Below are 18,308 nucleotides of genomic sequence, written 5' to 3' on the forward strand. Positions count from 1 at the left end.
ACCAAACCTAACAATATCTATAAGTTATTGCTTGTCCTTGATTCATTATGAAAATCCTATAGTCTTTTCATCATGGCACTTATCTGCCTTAAGACTGGTTAAGTTAAGTGCTAAACAACGCAACTACTGTTAACCTATACCGTTAAACGAAACTCTTAATTATATCCTCCGTTACAACTCATAACGAATCCTAAAAGTAACAAAACGAGGCTGTATAAACGTTTCAGATGTTGATACAAATAGATTGCTCGCTCCATTACTCACTCTAGAATCTATATTTAACAAGTTGGTAGCTCTAATTTCATATTCCCAATTCGAATCCTTATTCTTTCTAAATGCCAAAGATGCATTCCAAGTTTTAAAAGAGTCACTATTACCATCTAATCTGGTTTGATTAGTATAAGTAAAATCTGTTTTAAATGTGACAGAATCCCATATGTAGGCATCAAAATCTACAGAAGGTGCGTTCGTATAAATATTATTTTTGGTAGAACCTTGGTTGATTGTAGATACACTATAACGATAATTAAAACTTACATTTGGTGCTTCTCTAAAATTAGTTCGTATTTCTGGCGTATAAGTCTGATTAAAGCTTTCATTAACAGATTGTCTTCCCTGAATAAACTGGTTATTTTTACTATAATTTAAATTAGTTCTTAAACTACCTCTTAGCTTGCCAAAAGTACGTTGTATGCGCCCAAATAATGATACGCTTTCATCTGCAAAATTGGAGTTAAAGAATGTACTTGTTGTTATAACATTTTCAAAATTTGTTAAACCTCTTATTTGATTAATGTTTTTATTATAGTTTAGTCCTGCATAAACATTAGTATAATTAAAAAGATTGAAACTATTATAAAATAAACTTATATTATGTGATAAGGCATTCTGTAATTCTGGATTACCATATTGTATACTGTTATAATTATTTAAAACTAAACCTTCCGCCAATCGCGTTACGTCTGTAAACTGATTCCTCATATTATAACGCACTGTTAAACTTTCGCTCTTTTTAAATTGAATTCGAGTCTCAAAGTCGGGTAATAGTTTGAAGAAATTATCTTTAAAAACCTCATCAAATTGACTATTGTTATTTCCATATGCATGTAATGAAAATCCTGGTCTAAATGTAAATTTTCCAGATTTTAAAGTATAATGAATACCTAAATATACATCACTAAAATTATACTCGGTATCATTTGTTGCTCTACCATCATTAAATGTTGGCGTTGGATTAAATTGAGAACCATCGTCTAAAAATTGAAAAATATTTGAGTTAAACTGTTGACGACTCAAAATAGTTCCAAGTGTAAAATTGATATTACTTTTTGAGTTAAGAATATTGTAATAATCTAGCTTAGCATCTAATTGATTTGATTTAATACGTCTATTTTGTCCTAAATCATAAGTGTTTAAGCCGGTATTTAAACCTAATGCTTCAGCGGTGGTATCAAAAGCATCTCTATCTCCGGGATCCACCTCATTATTGTTATTCGGATTATTTACTAAAAGCGCATTATAAAAAGGATCTTCGTCCTTTAACAAATGTTGGGCTTCAAAAGCAAAAATATTATTCTCGTTTAAAGTGTAATAATAATTTATATTTTGATTAATACTGTAAGGTGTTCCCTCATCAAACTGATTTGTATTCCCTATAACTGATGAAAATAAGTTTTGGTCTTGAGAGTCTTTAGAAACTTTAGCTAGCACATCATAATCTAATTGATTGTTTAGGTTTGGCTTGTAGGATGCACTCAACTTCATTAAGCCTTGATTAGAACTTTCGTTGCTATTACGCTCCGTCTCTTCATCTGGAATACCTAAATCTGAATCTGTATATTGTTTAAAAGTTGCTTGTCTAGATGCGATTCGGCTACTATTGTAAATGGTAAAGCCACTAATATCTAATGCATTATTTGGAGAATAGCTAAAGTTTGCTGCTCCAAGTTTATTTTCAACTTCAACAGCATTATTTTGATTGGTTAAAAACCCAAGGCTATTATCACCTAAATTTATACTAGTTCCACTATTGTTACTCGGCATACGAAAACCGCCTCCAAAACCTCTAATATCGCGGCGTGTTAAAGCAACTTCCCCTGTATTATTAAAATCACCAATAAAGTTAACACTATATTTGGGACTATAATAGAATAACTTTGGTTGCGCTAAGTAAAGTTCTTCATCTGTAGATGCACCACCGCCAACTGTCACATTACCAAACCAAAAGTTTTCTTTACCTTCTTTAAGTTTGATATTCATGGCTACATTATCTTGATTATTGGTGACACCACTTAATTGTCCTACTTCTGAATAGTTTCGCAAAACTTGTATTTTATCAACTGCGCTAGAAGGGATGTTTTTTGTTGCTAATTTTGTGTCTCCATCAAAGAAATCTTTACCATTAACCATTAGTTTATTAACTACCTTTCCTTCAACTTCAATCTGACCATCTTCATTAATCTCAACTCCAGGTAGTTTTTCTATAACATCTTCAAGCTTGCGTTCAGATCCATTTTTAAAAGAATCAGCATTATAAATTAAAGTATCTCCTTTTAAAGTTACGGGCATTTCATAAGTAAGTTGAATTTCGTCAAGCATATTATCTGATATTAACGAAAAATCCATATTTATATCCTCCTCCTTTACAGAAATGATTTCACTACTAGTTTTCATACCAATGTAGCTTACTTGAATAGTATAATCTGCATTTTTTGATAAGGCTAATTTGAAACGACCATCATCATTCGTGATTCCATAAGACTCTAAAGCCTTCGTTTCCTTATTGATAGCAATAACATTTGCTAGTTCTAAAGGATTACCAATACTGTCTTTTACGACACCTTGTAATTTAATCTGGGAAAAAGCAATGCTTGTAAAACAAAACACGACTACAAAAAATATCTTATTCATTAGTTTAATTGAAGTATAAATTGGCTGTAAAATGTATATAATAAATGGACAAACGTACGACTCATAAATTTAATCATGTCCTCGACCACCTCTATTTCTGAACATATCTCGCATTTCTTCCATTTTTGCTTTAACAATAATATCGTATTCTTTTTTAGTCACTTCTTTCCCTTTTGATGGCACTTTCATTTCATCCTTTTCAGAAGGGTTTAAAATAATCTTAGAACAGAGAATAGTTGTTCTATCGACATTCACTTCTAAAATTAAACCTGGTAAACCCCAATACATATCAGGACCTTGATTTACAGGTATTTGCGGTGTGTACCAAGCTGTCACCATAATTTTCTTAGGAATATCTTTATCTTTTTCGGTATTTACAGTGGTTGAATCCTTAGGCTTTTCATTATTGCTTCTTCTGCGAAAACTAGCAAAATCAAAACCGTCTGCATCTTTAATCGCCGTTGCTTTAAAACACATGTACTGTCCAATCATTTTATTTTCTGAACCTAATTTCCAATTTAATTTTGGCAAACTATCATTAATTAAAAATTGCTTTCCATAAAACTCATTTTCTTGCAGAAATTGATGGTCCTTCAAGTTTTTATACTGATTTCCTCCACTAGAACTCATCATCCCGAAGCGCATTCCCCCACCTTGATTGGGTGCGGCTAGGACTTCTTCTTCCTTGTAAATAGATTCTATTTGATTAAATATTAGTATATAGTTTTTTTCTAATACACTTTTTAGACGTTCAGCAATTTGTTTTTTCTGCTGTTCATTTAATTGACGTCCACCACCAAAATTACTCATATCCATAGTCGTTTTTGAAAAATAGTAAGCCTTCCCCTGAAATTCCTGAGATGATATGTTATTGCTGATTAATAAAAGTAATACTAAAGCAATACACGAGGTAATGTAATTTGATTTCATTTTAAATATCTGATTAAGCATTTATTTAAAGGCTACTTGCTTGACTAAACTAATATTAAACCAAACAACATCTTAAATTTTATAAAAAAATTAGGAAAACCTTAAGTTATATGTAATCCTTTAACCTTCATTAGACTGCTATTACGTGTAAAGGTTTAAAATCGATTAGAATTTAATTACCTATTCTAATTTCTATTGAATGTCCTTCACCTTCACGTCTATGTTCATAACGTTCATTCTCCTCTTGCATTCTTTTTTCGACCACCTCATCATATTCTTTTTGTGATATTTCCTTTCCTTGTTTTGGCGCATCAATCGTAACTTTATCTTTTGGATTTAATACAATCTTACTGCAGACAATGGTTTCTTGCCCATCATTCACTTCAAGAATTAATCCTGGTAGACCATAAAATTTTGCAGGGCCCATACTCACGGGTATTTGAGGTGTATACCATACGACGATAGTAATTTCCTGCATCTCAGGTTCTCTGTTTTCGTCTTCGTTAAAATCTTTATCTCCATTCACACTAATTCCACTAATCACAACCGGAACTAATTTTTTTAAAGTTGCTTTAAAGCAGGTATATTCACCAATATTTTTAGTCTCTGAATGCATTTCCCATTCTAACTTAGGCATACTATCCTTTATCAAAAACACTTTACCAAATACTTCATTTTGTGAAACAAAACGATTCTCTTTAAAGTTTCTATATAAAATATCAGAACCATCTGTCGTCATTACAATCATTTCCATTCCTCCTCTTTGGGGTGAAGCCAACTTTTCATCTTCTTTGTATACAGACGCTTCCCTATTAAAATTAAGAATAAATGTTTTTTCGAATTGCTTTTTCATCATTTCAATCATTCGCTGATGCATCTCTGAATTTACTTGTGTACTATCTAACTCAATTTCAATCTTTCGTTTCGTTTTGTAGGTTGCAGATCCCTGAAAATCTTGTGCGCAAACTGCAAAAGAACATAGTGATAGTGCAGAAATAATAATTACTTTAATTAGGGTATTCATAACTGTTTGATTTTTGATTAATGATACTGCAAATATCAAATCTTTAATAATACTAAAGCGTTAATAAGTGTTAACGTGTGTTAATCGATTGGTTTTATACAGTTTTAAAATTTACTTTTGACTTATGCACGATACCAAATTAAAATGGATTTTATACTTTATAGTACTGGTTATTATAGGAACCATTAGTGTGCAATTTTATTGGAATTATAAAAGTTACCTTTCTAGCAAACAGCAATTGATTAATGATGTTCAACTAAGTCTTGATTCTTCAGTTGAAACTTATTTTGCAAATCTAGCGCAAAAAAATACATTAGAGTTTGCTTTAAAAACAAATAATCATAATTTATTTTTAAATAAAATTAAATTAGATAGTGTCATTAAAAACATAGACCTATTTAGTGATAAAAAAATGCTTTTGGACACTATAAGTACGTTTGAAAATGACACGATTTTTGAGCATATTTATAAAGATAATAATGAAAACGAATGGTACTCAAATAAAATAATTTTTAAAGAACATTCTAAGGACTCTATAGATTCACTGCACATAGATAGCTTTAAAACACTTACCTCAAAGGTTTTAATTTCAATGACCCGAGACACCTTAAAATTAGAAAAAATAGATAGTTTACTACGTGATGATCTAAAGCGGAAACAATTGAATATTGCTTATGGTTTAACATTTAAAAATGATACTTCGACTCTCCAAAAAATGGATAAGTCTAACATTAAAGATGCCACTTTAACTTTAAGTTCAAAATCTACATTTTTACCAAAGAACAGTGAATTAAAAATATATTTCAGCAATGAAACCAAGATTATTTTAAAACGTATACTTTCTAGTATTTTAATATCATTCTTACTCATATTAGCCGTTATTAGTTTGCTATTTTATCTTTTAAAAATCATAAAAACTCAAAAACAACTCGCTGAAGTTAAAAACGACTTAATAAGCAATATTACTCACGAATTTAAAACGCCTATTGCTACTATTGGTGTAGCCATAGAAAGCATAAAAGATTTTAACGTTATAGACGATAAAGAAAAAACCAAGACCTATTTAAACATGTCTAGTAATCAACTTTCCAAACTAAATGTGATGGTTGAAAAACTATTAGAAACAGCTACGTTGGACGGAGATAGTTTGCAATTAAACAAAGAAGAAATTAATTTAATAGAGCTCATTAAAACCTTGGTTAGTAAACATAAAATGCATTCAGAAACTAAAACTATTTTGTTTAATGCTGAACAAGAATCAATAATTGCCAAGGTTGATATTTTTCATTTTGAAAATGCTATTAATAATATTTTGGATAATGCCATTAAATATGGTGGCAACACAATTACAATCAAACTATCCCAATCTTCAACAACCTTCACCATTTCTATTACCGATAATGGTAATACCTTAACCAAAGCCCATAAAGAGAAAATATTTGAAAAATTTTACCGCGTTCCTAAAGGAAATACACATGATGTAAAAGGCTTTGGGATAGGACTCTATTATTCTAAAAAAATAACTGAAAAGCATGGGGGTATGATTCGATTAAATTTGGATAATAACCAAACAACTTTTAAAATGACACTGCCAAATGAATAAGCCATTAACAATATTATTAGCAGAAGACGAACCGGCATTAGGCCAAATAATAAAGGAAAGTTTAGAAACTCGAAATTTTAATGTATTGTTATGCGAAAATGGTGAAAAAGCGTTTGAAATCTACCAAAGCAAATCACCTCAATTGCTGGTACTAGATGTGATGATGCCGAAAAAAGATGGTTTTACTCTTGCTAAAGAAATAAGAACAATTGATGAATATATTCCTATTATTTTTTTAACAGCAAAATCTCAAACCCGAGATGTGGTTGAAGGTTTTTCGATAGGCGGAAATGATTACCTTAAAAAACCATTTAGTATTGAAGAACTTATTGTTCGTATTAATAACCTACTTAACAGAGTTCAACTTCAAAAAACATCAGACATACTTCAAATTGGACAATACACTTTTGACTTTCCGAAGCAAACACTAAAAATTAATGAAGAAGCTATTCAATTAACTCATAGAGAATCTCATTTACTATTTCACCTTATAAAAAATAGAAATGCCGTTTTAGACAGGTCGTTCATACTCAACAAACTTTGGGGTAATGATGACTTTTTTAATGCAAGAAGTATGGATGTCTTTATCACTAAATTGCGTAAAAAGTTAAATAAAGATGATAGTATTCAAATTTTAAATGTTCGTGGATATGGATATAAGTTAATTTGTTAAAAGTGGTTTGGTTTTTGTATTTTTCATGTCTATATGAGAAATTATTTTTTCACATTCCTTTTTGTATCGTTTTCAATAGTTGCTCAAGAACCTATTGAAGCTACTTTTATGAATGAAACCGGTATTAAGGTAGAAACCATTGTTGAAATTGATAATTTCAAAACTTTATATTACATAAAAAATGATGTGTTTTATAAAAAAACCGATAGTAAAACCATAAGCTATAACAATCTACAATTGGGCCAAATTACATCAGCGACTGCTTTTAATCCTTTAAAAATAAATTTATTTTACAAAGATTTTAATACTGCTATTATATTAGATAATAGACTTGCTGAAATATTTAAAATAGATTTTAATACTATACAACCCTATAAAAATATATCTCATATCGCCACATGTAATGACAATACACTATGGCTATTTAACCAAGACACACAACAATTGGAAATATATGATTATAAAAATCATGTAACAAGAGCTAAGTCTTTGCCCATTAAAAGTAACGTAATAGATATGAAAGGTAACTACAATTATTGTTGGCTACTCACTAATAATTATATATTAGTCTATAGTTATTTTGGAACGCTTATTTCAAAAATAAAAAACGAAGGATATACTTCTATGGATGAGAGTGATGAAAACATCATTTTAAAAAAAGAAAATTCCTTGTTCTTTTTAAAGAAAAATACAAAAACTATTATTCCAGTTGCATTACCCAATTTGTTAATAAATGATTTTTTACTTACCAATGAAACCTTGTATATTTACAGTAATGAAACCCTTAAACAATTCCAATTAAAAACCAACTGATATTATGCATTTAGCTGTTGCAGGAAACATAGGTGCCGGAAAAACAACACTTACTAAATTACTAGCAAAACACTATAAATGGGAAGCACAACTTGAAGATGTTGTAGACAACCCTTATTTAGATGATTTTTATAATCAGATGGCGCGTTGGAGTTTTAATTTACAAGTTTATTTTTTAAATAGTAGATTTCGTCAGGTCTTACAAATTCGTAAAAGCGGAAAAGATATTATTCAAGATAGAACTATTTATGAAGATGCGCATATTTTCGCGCCTAACCTTCATGCCATGGGCTTAATGACTAACAGAGATTTTGAAAACTACAAATCACTTTTTGATTTAATGGAATCATTAGTTCAAGGACCTGACGTTTTAATTTATCTGCGCAGCTCAATACCAAACTTAGTATCCCAGATTCATAAACGAGGAAGAGACTACGAAAACACAATAAGCATTGATTATTTAAGTCGATTAAATGAACGCTATGAAGCTTGGATTCATGGGTATGACAAAGGAAAATTACTGATTATAGACGTAGATAATTTAGACTTTGTTGAAAAGCCAGAAGATTTAGGAAGCATTATTAATACGATTGATGCAGAAATAAACGGATTGTTTTAAAAGCTAAATCCTTTAAAAACTAAAAACCACGCAAATTTGTGTGGTTTTTAGTTTAGATTAGTTTTCTTTTTGATTATTGAACTTTTTCTTCAATAACTTTCTCAATAAGCACTTTAGTTGATTCACTTTTTTTATTTAAAGCCTCAATATTAGCTTTTACCTCTTCTTCTGTACCTTCAAAAATTTGTTCGTTCATTGTTTGTTCACCATTCTCATTAGTTACTGTCATTACAGTGGCAGTATAAACACCTTCGTCATTACTTTCTAAAGTGACTTTTACTTCTTTACTTGAAGACATACCGGCTTCAGCATAAGCCGTTACCTCATCTACATTTAAAGCAATACTTGGTGCAATAACTAAAGCTACAACAGACATTAATTTTAATAAGATATTTAATGAAGGCCCTGATGTATCTTTAAAAGGATCTCCAACTGTATCGCCAACAACAGCGGCTTTATGTGCATCAGAACCCTTACGCCCATCTGCTTCAATCATTTTTTTAGCATTATCCCAAGCACCACCAGCATTCGATTGGAAAATTGCCATAAGGACACCACAAGTAGTAACACCTGCTAATAAGCCACCTAACATTTCAGCGCCTCCAATAAATCCAATAGCTACCGGAACGGCTAAAGCCAATAATCCTGGCAACACCATTTCTTTAATAGAAGCTTTGGTAGAAATCTCCACACACTTTTCGTATTCAGCATATCCATCAGCTTCATCAAATATTTTTCTTTGTTCATCTGTTGCTTTTGACATATCTGAGTCAAGATCCCTCATAACCTTTAAAGCTGCTGTTAATTGGGGAATATCTCTAAACTGACGGCGCACTTCTTCAATCATCGCCATAGCAGCACGTCCAACGGCATTCATAGATAAGGCAGAAAAAACAAATGGTAACATACCTCCAATTAATAATCCTGCCATAATATCTGGTTTAGACACATCAATAGCTGTAACATGGGCCGTTTTCATAAAGGCTGCAAATAAAGCTAATGCCGTTAGAGCAGCAGAAGCAATAGCAAAGCCTTTTCCGATAGCTGCCGTTGTATTTCCTACTGCATCTAATTCATCGGTACGTTCACGAACCTCACTTGGTAATTCAGCCATTTCAGCAATACCACCTGCATTATCAGAAATTGGTCCGTAAGCATCAACTGCCAACTGGATTCCTGTATTCGCCAACATACCAACCGCTGCAATAGCGATTCCGTACAAACCTGCATAATAATGAGACACTATAATAGCCGTAGCAATTAATAAAATTGGAAGTGCCGTTGACATCATCCCTACACCTAATCCTGCAATAATATTAGTAGCAGATCCTGTTTCAGATTGCCTAACTATAGAAGACACTGGCTTCGTGCCTGTTCCTGTATAATATTCGGTTACTTTACCAACACAGAAACCAGCAATTAAACCAGCTAATGTTGCACAGAATACACCAAAAGACCCAAAAGGGAGTCCTTCTATCGATTCTGGAATCATTAAATCAATAATAAACCAAGAAGCTACAATCATTAAAAATCCTGAACCAAATTCTCCCAAGTTTAATGCTTTATGTGGTGAGCCACCTTCTTTAACCCTTACAAACAATGTCCCAATAATAGACATAACAATACCGACAGCAGCTAATACTAATGGTAAGTAAACAGCGCCTAAACCTCCATATTCAGGAGTAATAATAAAAGCTCCTAAAACCATAGTCCCTATTATTGAACCTACATAAGATTCAAATAAATCGGCTCCCATTCCAGCGACATCACCTACATTATCTCCAACATTATCAGCGATTGTAGCAGGATTTAACGGATGATCTTCAGGAATTCCGGCTTCTACTTTTCCAACTAAATCAGCACCAACATCGGCAGCTTTGGTATAAATACCACCACCAACACGTGCGAATAATGCTATAGAAGACGCCCCTAATGAAAATCCTGAAAGGACATTGAGTACCATTGATAAATTTTCCGCTTTTAATTCAACTGACAAACCAGCTGCGGGCCACATCCATTGATAAAACATGAATAAACCACTAAGGCCTAAAACCCCTAACCCAACTACACCTAATCCCATAACAGATCCACCAGCAAAGGCAACTTCTAAGGCTTTACCCAACGATGTTCTTGCGGCTTGTGTAGTTCTAACATTTGCTTTCGTTGCTACGCGCATACCAATAAAGCCAGCTAAGGCCGAACAAATAGCTCCTACCACAAAGGATAAGGCTACCATTCCGTTTGAACCCTCTTCAGAATTCCCTTTAAAGAATAATAATATTGCTACTGCAATAACAAAAATTGCCAAAACTTTGTATTCAGCTTTTAAAAATGACATAGCGCCATCTGAAATATGTTTTGCGATGTTCGCCATTTTTTGTGAGCCTACATCTTGTTTAGTAATCCAAACATTTTTCACAAATACAAACAGGAGAGCAAAGACTCCAAAAACAGGCAGAAATTTTACTAATAATTCCATATTAATAGATTAGTTGTTAATTAGTTTTTTGAAACGGCTAAAAATAATAAAATATAGTTGATAAAAAAAGCCATCTAAAACTAAGATGACTTTATTTTTTTTTTGATTTTTTAAGAATCTGACAATTAGATAGTGAATGATCTATTTTTCTTATGATCACTTTCTTCGTACCTTATAACACACTCTTCATAAATTTTTTCAGCTTCTGCTGAATCACCCCATCCGCCAACATCAACTTTTTTCTCTTCTAAATCTTTATATACTTGAAAAAAATGTTCAATCTCTTGCAGTCTATGTGGATTGATATCTTTTAAATCTTTTCTTTTATTCCAAATAGGATCATGAACAGGAACACAAATAATTTTTTCATCGGGCCCTTTTTCATCTGTCATATGAAAAACTCCAATAGGTCTAACTTCCATTACTACCATAGGATAGGTTGGTTCTGTACCTAATACTAACACATCCAAAGGATCCATATCCAAAGCTAAAGTTTCTGGAACGAAACCATAATCCCCAGGATACATCATGGATGAAAACAAGGTTCTATCAAAACGAATTTTATGTAATGTAAAATCGTATTCGTATTTATTTCTACTGCCTTTAGGGATTTCTATTAAAACATCAAAAGTTAATTCTTTTTTCTTTGCCATAATTTATATTATAAATTCTAATAATTTTCTTTGTTTGAGGTTACTCACCTTATAGCAACAAAGATAATCATACAACAACTATAAAACAATAAAAGCGCTTGTGATTTAAAAAAGAGACCATATTAATCAATACAAAATTAAAAAGTGATAAGGTGAAATATAATTATATGGAAAAAACTAAAAATAAAATCCAAAAGTTCCTGTAACACCAAATTTTCTAGCATTAGGGTTTTCAAGATAATTCCCTCTAAAATTAAAATCTAGCCTAAAAACCTTAAAAATATTTCCTACTCCAAAACTGTATTCATAATATATTTTGTCACTTGGAGCTACTAACGGAATCGCATTTGGATTTGCAGTTGTATTTAGCGCAATATTTTCATCTGAAATACTTCCCCAAACACCTCTTAAACTGACTATTTCACGAAGATTAAATTTTCTTAAAAAAGGAATTCTAGAAAACAGACGACCATTAAAATTATGCTCTAGATTTATAGATGTATAGGTGTCTGAAACAAATTCATAAAAGTCTAATTGTGAAAAAGTATTATAAATTGAGAAATACGTTTGATTTCCTGGAATTACACTTAATAAACCTAGCGGAACTTCTCCAAAAGTTTTACCTGCTTCAACCGTTGTAGTTAACCTACCAATACCTCCAAGTTGCCATGGCTGTAAGTATGACATTTGTAGTTTGGTATAATTAAAATCTCCATTAAAAATATTTTTATCTCCTCTGCTTATTTGTGCAAACAAACGGGCAAAATTATCATTAGCTTCTTTTCTTTCTACACCAAAACCAGTCATTCTTCTTTTAGGAAAATAAGAAACTGAAAATGTTGTTTCATATTGTTTTATCTCTGACTCTATACCCGTTGGTGTATTATAATCAAGACTAAATGTTGGTGATGCCGACTCTAATGTGCGATAATTTCCTCCTAATCTTAAAACGAGATTTCTCCAAGGTTCTAATTCAATAGCAAGACTTGTTAAATTTATTGATGTAAGTTTATCATTAGCTCCAGTACCAACTACTGAAGATGATGCTAAACTTCTTCCTAATACGTCTGTAGATGTTGTTAAGCTAGCTCCTATTTGCTCAACGTCGCGACGGTTTCCTCCTGAAATAATAAATCTATTTTTCTTATCTAGCAACCATTTCCCCGAGATTCCGTACTTAAACTTATCATCTTCAAAACCATAAGCTACAAATCCTTCTAATCGCCATAAATCGTTTCTTGTAAAATAGGTTCTACCGCCTGTACGTAAACGCAAACCTTCAACTTCATTAAAACCAAAGGTTGAAAAAATTGGTCCATAATCTAAAGGTAAACTATTAAATTCAATATATCCCGAGGCTAAAATACTTCCTAAATTATATAGACGTTTAAACTTTTTTACTGTTTTCAATGTGTCTAACATTTTATAGACACCCTTCTCATCTTTATTTAATTTTTCTAAACGGTTGTCCTCCCAAAAACTATCATCTCTATCATATACATCTTTATCAAAATTATAAACTTCTTCTTCATAGAACTTTTTATCTTTTTCTATATCAAATTTATAGTTATTGTATAATGTTGTTCTTTTTCCATAAACCCCTCTTGATTTCTCCTTTTTGTTGAATGCAAAATCTGACATCATATAATCTCGTTTAACTAAGAATAATGAGTCATTCAATACTTCAAACTCTTGCTCAATATAAATTTCTTTTACCCAGTTGATGTTAGCACTCTTAGATGCTTGTAAGTTAATTTCTTTAATAGCATACGTCGTGTCTGCCACCCAAAAATCACCTTTAAAGGTTAATTCATTTTTTCTTCTTGGATAATAAATGATATTGTAGCACCATTTATCATCAATAAATGTACTATCAGATAAGACATAATTGTAGGTATTGATACCCGTTCTTGAAAGTGGACTTACAAAACTCTTGTCAAAAAACTTTAAATAATTATCATAAACATTAAAATCTGAATACAAATCGTTTACGAAATCTATAATAATCTGATTGTCACTAAATCCAGAGTTTTTATTTCCTTCTAAAACTTCTTTTTGTTTATTGTTTGTATTGTCTCCATAAACTTTTGAGACAGCTTCATTAATGAATATGGGCAAATATGTTTTTCCTGTAACTCGAGACGTATCTACTTCTTCAAAGACGAATTCCATCCCTCTAAAAAGTTTACTTTTTATTAGAGCACTATCTATGGTATTAATATCAAATTCAACTTTTTCATACTTATCGTATTCATATTGATTGTAAAGACTTAAGCCATTTTTGCGCCTATTTTCCCATATTTTTTTAAGAATATCTATAGCCGGATTGTCTTTTTTTGATTGTTTACCTGTTACAATCATTACTTGATCTAACTGTGATGCTTGTTCACTTAAAACGAACTTTAAATCATAATTCACTTTCTTAGTTAAAGGAATATTTAGTGTTTCAAAACCAATAAATGATACTATTAAACCATCCCAGGTTTCGTTTGATTCTAAATAAAATCTTCCGTTTTCATCAGTTATGGTTCCTTGTGTAGACCCTTTAAAAATTATATTTGCAAAAGAAATTGGCTCATCATATTCATCAAATACATGCCCACTCACTTTCGTTTGCGACATCATGGAAAAAATTCCAAAGAAAAAATATAAAATACCTAATCGTAAATTCATTTATTTAATACCCTGATTTTTAACTCCTAAAAAACAACTATCAATTTATAGCATTACGTTGTTTCTTCGTTAGTTTACTCTGTAGCATAAAAAAACTTCATCAACAATCATGCTAATGAAGTTTATATAACGTAATGTTTTAAATTTTATTTATATAAAACCTTTTTTACCGCCTTAATTACTTCTTTACTATCAGGCAACCATTCAGCTAAAAGAACTGGCGAGTACGGTGCTGGAGTATCAGCCGTATTAATTTTAATAACCGGAGCATCTAAATAATCAAAAGCTTCAGATTGAACTATATATGTAATCTCTGTTGATACGTTTCCAAATGGCCAAGCTTCTTCTAAAACTACCAATCTGTTTGTTTTCTTTATAGATTTTAAAATAGCTTCTTTATCTAAAGGTCTTACCGTACGTAAGTCAATTATTTCACAAGAAATACCTTCTTGAGCAAGTTCATCTGCGGCAATATAAGCTTCCTTAATTATTTTTCCAAAAGATACAATAGTAACATCTGTTCCTTCACGCTTAATCTCTGCGACACCAATTGGAATTGTATATTCTCCTTCTGGAACCTCCCCTTTATCACCATACATTTGTTCACTCTCCATGAATATAACTGGATCATCATCACGAATTGCCGATTTTAATAATCCTTTTGCATCATATGGGTTTGAAGGTACTACTACTTTCAATCCAGGTGTATTAGCAAACCAACTTTCAAAAGCTTGTGAGTGTGTTGCTCCTAATTGTCCTGCAGACCCTGTTGGCCCCCTAAAAACGATAGGGCACTTAAACTGGCCACCAGACATTTGTCTTATTTTGGCAGCATTATTTATAATTTGATCTATTCCAACTAGAGAAAAGTTAAAGGTCATAAATTCAACAATTGGTCTATTCCCAGTCATGGTTGAACCTACCGCAATTCCAGCAAAACCTAACTCTGCAATAGGCGTATCAATAACACGTTTAGGACCAAACTCATCCAACATTCCTTTTGATGCTTTATATGCGCCATTATACTCTGCTACTTCTTCACCCATTAAATACACACTTTCATCTCTGCGCATTTCTTCGCTCATAGCTTCGCAAACAGCCTCTCTAAATTGAATTGTCTTCATTAAATTATTTTTAATTCGCGTTGCAAAAATAACAATAAATGAAATACTATACTCAAAAGAATTATTTAAATTTGTTATGCATGCATAGTAAATATTCGGAAATAAATAATTAACTTCGTGGCACAAAAATTATATTTCGGTTTTCTTAATTATCATATCATAATTTTACTGATTTTATAATTTAACTTATTAAAAACATCTAAATTATTTAAAATGAAAATATTAGTATGTATAAGTCATGTACCCGATACTACATCAAAAATTAATTTCACAGATGACAATACTAAGTTTGACACTAATGGTGTACAATTTGTTATCAATCCTAATGATGAATTTGGTTTAACTAGAGCCATGTGGTTTAAAGAAAAACAAGGTGCGAATGTAACGGTTGTGAATGTAGGCGGACCAGAAACAGAACCTACATTACGTAAAGCATTAGCTATTGGTGCCGACGCTGCTATACGTGTAAATACTATTGCATCAGACGGTTTTTATGTCGCAAAACAATTAGCAAAAGTAGTTACCGATGGTGGATATGATTTAATAATAGCAGGTAGAGAATCTATTGATTATAATGGAGGAATGGTTCCTGGTATGATTGCTGGTTTAACCAATTCAAATTTTGTAAATAATTGTATCGGTCTTGAGGTTGATGGAACTTCTGCAAAAGTAGTCCGAGAAATTGATGGTGGAAAAGAAACAGTGTCTACTAATTTACCTTTAATTGTTGGTGGACAAAAAGGAATTGTGGAAGAAAGTGATCTTCGTATTCCAAATATGCGAGGTATCATGATGGCGAGACAGAGACCTTTAACGGTCGTTGAACCTATTGATATTGTTCCTGAAACAGCATCAGTAAAATTTGAAAAACCGGCTCCTAAAGGAGCTGTAAAACTTGTGTCCTCAGATAATTTAGATGAATTAATTAGTCTATTACATAACGAAGCAAAAGTAATATAAATCCCAATTTTTAAATTCTAAACCCAAAAACTTACAAGTTTGAATTTAGTACTTTAAATAATAAAATTTAAGAAAATATGTCAGTTTTAGTATATACAGAATCAGATCAAGGACGTTTTAAAAAAACTGCTTTTGAAGTAGCATCATATGCCAAGGCCGTTGCGGATGAATTAGGAACAACCGTTACAGCGGTTTCTATAAATGTGGAAGACGCGTCAGAATTAGAGACTTATGGTGTTAATAAAATTTTAAAAATTTCTAATACTTCTTTAGAATCTTTTAATGCCAAAACGTATGCAGCAGTCATTCAACAAGCTGCAGAAAAAGAAGCGGCTAAAGTTGTTGTTGTTAGCTCTAGTGTTAACAGCAAATATTTAGCACCCCTTTTAGCTATCAATTTAAATGCAGGATATGCCACTAATGTATTAAAAACACCTTCAAGTACGTCTCCTTTTATTGTGAAACGTACCTCCTTCACAAATAAAGCATATGAAATGTTTCAGATCAATACCGATGTTAAGCTATTAGGTATCTCAAAAAACAGTTTTGGACTAAAAGAAAATCAAACAAGTGCTAAGACGGAAAATTTTACAGTTTCTATTCCAGAAACGGGTATCCATGTCGACTCTATTGATAAAGCATCAAATAAAGTTACCATTGCTGATGCAGAAATAGTTGTTTCTGCCGGCCGAGGATTAAAAGGTCCTGAAAACTGGGGGATGATTGAAGAATTAGCTGATGTTTTAGGTGCCGCTACGGCCTGTTCAAAACCTGTATCAGATTTAGGCTGGAGACCTCATGGTGAGCATGTTGGACAAACAGGAAAACCTGTAGCTTCAAACTTATATATAGCAGTTGGAATTTCTGGAGCCATTCAGCATTTAGCTGGAATAAACGGTTCAAAAGTAAAAGTAGTTATAAATACTGATGCTGAAGCTCCCTTTTTTAAAGCGGCAGACTATGGTGTTGTTGGAGATGCATTTGAAGTGGTTCCTGAACTAATTAAAAAATTAAAAGCATTTAAAGCGCAACAATAAATATCGTTTTCTACATTGTAATTACAAATAAACTGTTTAATTTGGTATTTTAAAGTTTATTGCAAAAGGTAGTTGCTAAAGTCCAAATTTAAGCAGTTCTTTGCGTTTTATATATTTTATGAGTTTAGTTAGACTTAACATAAAAGGAATATCCTACAGCCAAACACAAAATGGTGCCTATGCCTTAATTTTAAATGAAGTAGACGGTGATAGAAAATTGCCAATCGTTATTGGTGCTTTTGAAGCCCAATCCATAGCGATAGCACTTGAAAAAGAAATCCGTCCACCAAGGCCTTTAACCCATGATTTATTCAAAAATTTTGCTGACAGATTTGATATTATAGTCAAACAGGTTATTATTCATAAATTAGTTGATGGTGTTTTTTACTCTAGTTTAATCTGTGAACGTGATAAAATTGAAGAAATTATTGACGCCAGAACAAGTGATGCTATTGCCTTGGCATTGCGTTTTCAAGCACCTATTTTTACCTATAAAAATATTTTAGATAAAGCAGGTATCTATTTAAAAGTGAATCCTAAAAAGGAAGAAGAGGAAGAGCAAGACAGTGTTTTAATGGATGAATTGCTGGTTGATGAACTTGAATCAAATCAACCTAAAGAAAGTTATAAATCAAAAACTCTTGAAGAACTACACAATATGTTGGACGAAGCTGTTTCTAATGAAGATTATGAAAAAGCAGCCCATATTAGAGACGAAATTTCAAGACGTTAAAGGTCTTATAGAAGAATTTGGAGTGAATACCTAAACAATAAATTCTTTATGTTAATTTTTATTTATAAGAATATTGA

At 31.7% G+C, this 18,308-nt stretch carries 14 protein-coding genes; 7 read left to right on the top strand and 7 right to left on the bottom strand.

Features of this window, described 5'->3' with window-relative positions; genetic code table 11:
• Positions 1-171 precede the first annotated feature (171 nt).
• The 3 genes from AC15TD_RS06780 to AC15TD_RS06790 all read right to left on the bottom strand — a co-directional run bounded on the left by AC15TD_RS06780 (position 172) and on the right by AC15TD_RS06790 (position 4,864).
• A complete protein-coding gene (locus tag AC15TD_RS06780; RefSeq protein ID WP_484451380.1) occupies positions 172-2,910 on the bottom strand; it encodes a carboxypeptidase regulatory-like domain-containing protein in 2,739 nt (912 codons plus the stop codon).
• Between the two features lie 69 nt (positions 2,911-2,979).
• The gene (locus AC15TD_RS06785) at positions 2,980-3,840 is read right to left on the bottom strand and encodes a GLPGLI family protein (RefSeq protein WP_484451381.1); all 861 of its coding nucleotides are present in this window, start codon (positions 3,838-3,840) and stop codon (positions 2,980-2,982) included.
• 172 nt (positions 3,841-4,012) lie between these two features.
• Positions 4,013-4,864 (bottom strand): GLPGLI family protein, encoded by an 852-nt coding sequence (locus AC15TD_RS06790; protein ID WP_484451382.1) that lies wholly within the window; start codon positions 4,862-4,864, stop codon positions 4,013-4,015.
• A gap of 124 nt (positions 4,865-4,988) precedes the next feature.
• Here AC15TD_RS06790 and AC15TD_RS06795 point away from each other — a divergent pair, with 124 nt between their 5' ends.
• Genes AC15TD_RS06795 through AC15TD_RS06810 form a run of 4 tightly spaced genes read left to right on the top strand, consistent with a single transcriptional unit; the run spans position 4,989 to position 8,572 of the window.
• Positions 4,989-6,467, top strand: coding sequence for a sensor histidine kinase (locus tag AC15TD_RS06795; RefSeq protein WP_484451383.1), 1,479 nt, complete (start codon positions 4,989-4,991; stop codon positions 6,465-6,467).
• Positions 6,460-7,140 carry a response regulator transcription factor gene (locus AC15TD_RS06800; protein WP_484451384.1) on the top strand — a complete coding sequence of 227 codons (681 nt, stop codon included), beginning with the start codon at positions 6,460-6,462 and terminating at the stop codon, positions 7,138-7,140. The genes AC15TD_RS06795 and AC15TD_RS06800 overlap by 8 nt, the downstream gene beginning before the upstream one ends.
• Before the next feature lie 33 nt (positions 7,141-7,173).
• Entirely contained in the window at positions 7,174-7,953 is a 780-nt protein-coding gene (locus tag AC15TD_RS06805) for a hypothetical protein (RefSeq protein ID WP_484451385.1), read from the top strand.
• A 4-nt stretch (positions 7,954-7,957) separates the two neighbouring features.
• Complete coding sequence (locus AC15TD_RS06810) at positions 7,958-8,572, top strand: deoxynucleoside kinase (RefSeq protein ID WP_484451386.1); 615 nt, start codon at positions 7,958-7,960, stop codon at positions 8,570-8,572.
• Positions 8,573-8,645: 73 nt separating this feature from the next.
• Here the strand turns inward: AC15TD_RS06810 and AC15TD_RS06815 are convergent, their stop codons facing one another.
• From AC15TD_RS06815 to AC15TD_RS06830, 4 genes are all read right to left on the bottom strand, one after another.
• Positions 8,646-11,051 carry a sodium-translocating pyrophosphatase gene (locus AC15TD_RS06815; RefSeq protein WP_484451387.1) on the bottom strand — a complete coding sequence of 802 codons (2,406 nt, stop codon included), beginning with the start codon at positions 11,049-11,051 and terminating at the stop codon, positions 8,646-8,648.
• 125 nt (positions 11,052-11,176) lie between these two features.
• Positions 11,177-11,704, bottom strand: a complete 528-nt coding sequence (locus tag AC15TD_RS06820) for an inorganic diphosphatase (protein WP_484451388.1) — start codon at positions 11,702-11,704, stop codon at positions 11,177-11,179.
• Positions 11,705-11,881: 177 nt separating this feature from the next.
• Positions 11,882-14,377 (bottom strand): DUF5686 and carboxypeptidase-like regulatory domain-containing protein, encoded by a 2,496-nt coding sequence (locus AC15TD_RS06825; protein ID WP_484451389.1) that lies wholly within the window; start codon positions 14,375-14,377, stop codon positions 11,882-11,884.
• A gap of 146 nt (positions 14,378-14,523) precedes the next feature.
• Positions 14,524-15,501 (bottom strand): pyruvate dehydrogenase complex E1 component subunit beta, encoded by a 978-nt coding sequence (locus AC15TD_RS06830; protein ID WP_484451390.1) that lies wholly within the window; start codon positions 15,499-15,501, stop codon positions 14,524-14,526.
• 213 nt (positions 15,502-15,714) lie between these two features.
• Here AC15TD_RS06830 and AC15TD_RS06835 point away from each other — a divergent pair, with 213 nt between their 5' ends.
• The 3 genes from AC15TD_RS06835 to AC15TD_RS06845 all read left to right on the top strand — a co-directional run bounded on the left by AC15TD_RS06835 (position 15,715) and on the right by AC15TD_RS06845 (position 18,231).
• Positions 15,715-16,461: an electron transfer flavoprotein subunit beta/FixA family protein gene (locus tag AC15TD_RS06835; RefSeq protein ID WP_484451391.1), complete on the top strand. Its 747-nt coding sequence runs from the start codon at positions 15,715-15,717 to the stop codon at positions 16,459-16,461.
• Between the two features lie 77 nt (positions 16,462-16,538).
• Positions 16,539-17,498: an electron transfer flavoprotein subunit alpha/FixB family protein gene (locus tag AC15TD_RS06840; RefSeq protein ID WP_484451392.1), complete on the top strand. Its 960-nt coding sequence runs from the start codon at positions 16,539-16,541 to the stop codon at positions 17,496-17,498.
• 118 nt (positions 17,499-17,616) lie between these two features.
• The gene (locus AC15TD_RS06845) at positions 17,617-18,231 is read left to right on the top strand and encodes a bifunctional nuclease family protein (RefSeq protein ID WP_484451393.1); all 615 of its coding nucleotides are present in this window, start codon (positions 17,617-17,619) and stop codon (positions 18,229-18,231) included.
• Positions 18,232-18,308: the final 77 nt, after the last annotated feature.

The sequence above is a fragment of the Yeosuana sp. genome (genome assembly GCF_057126245.1).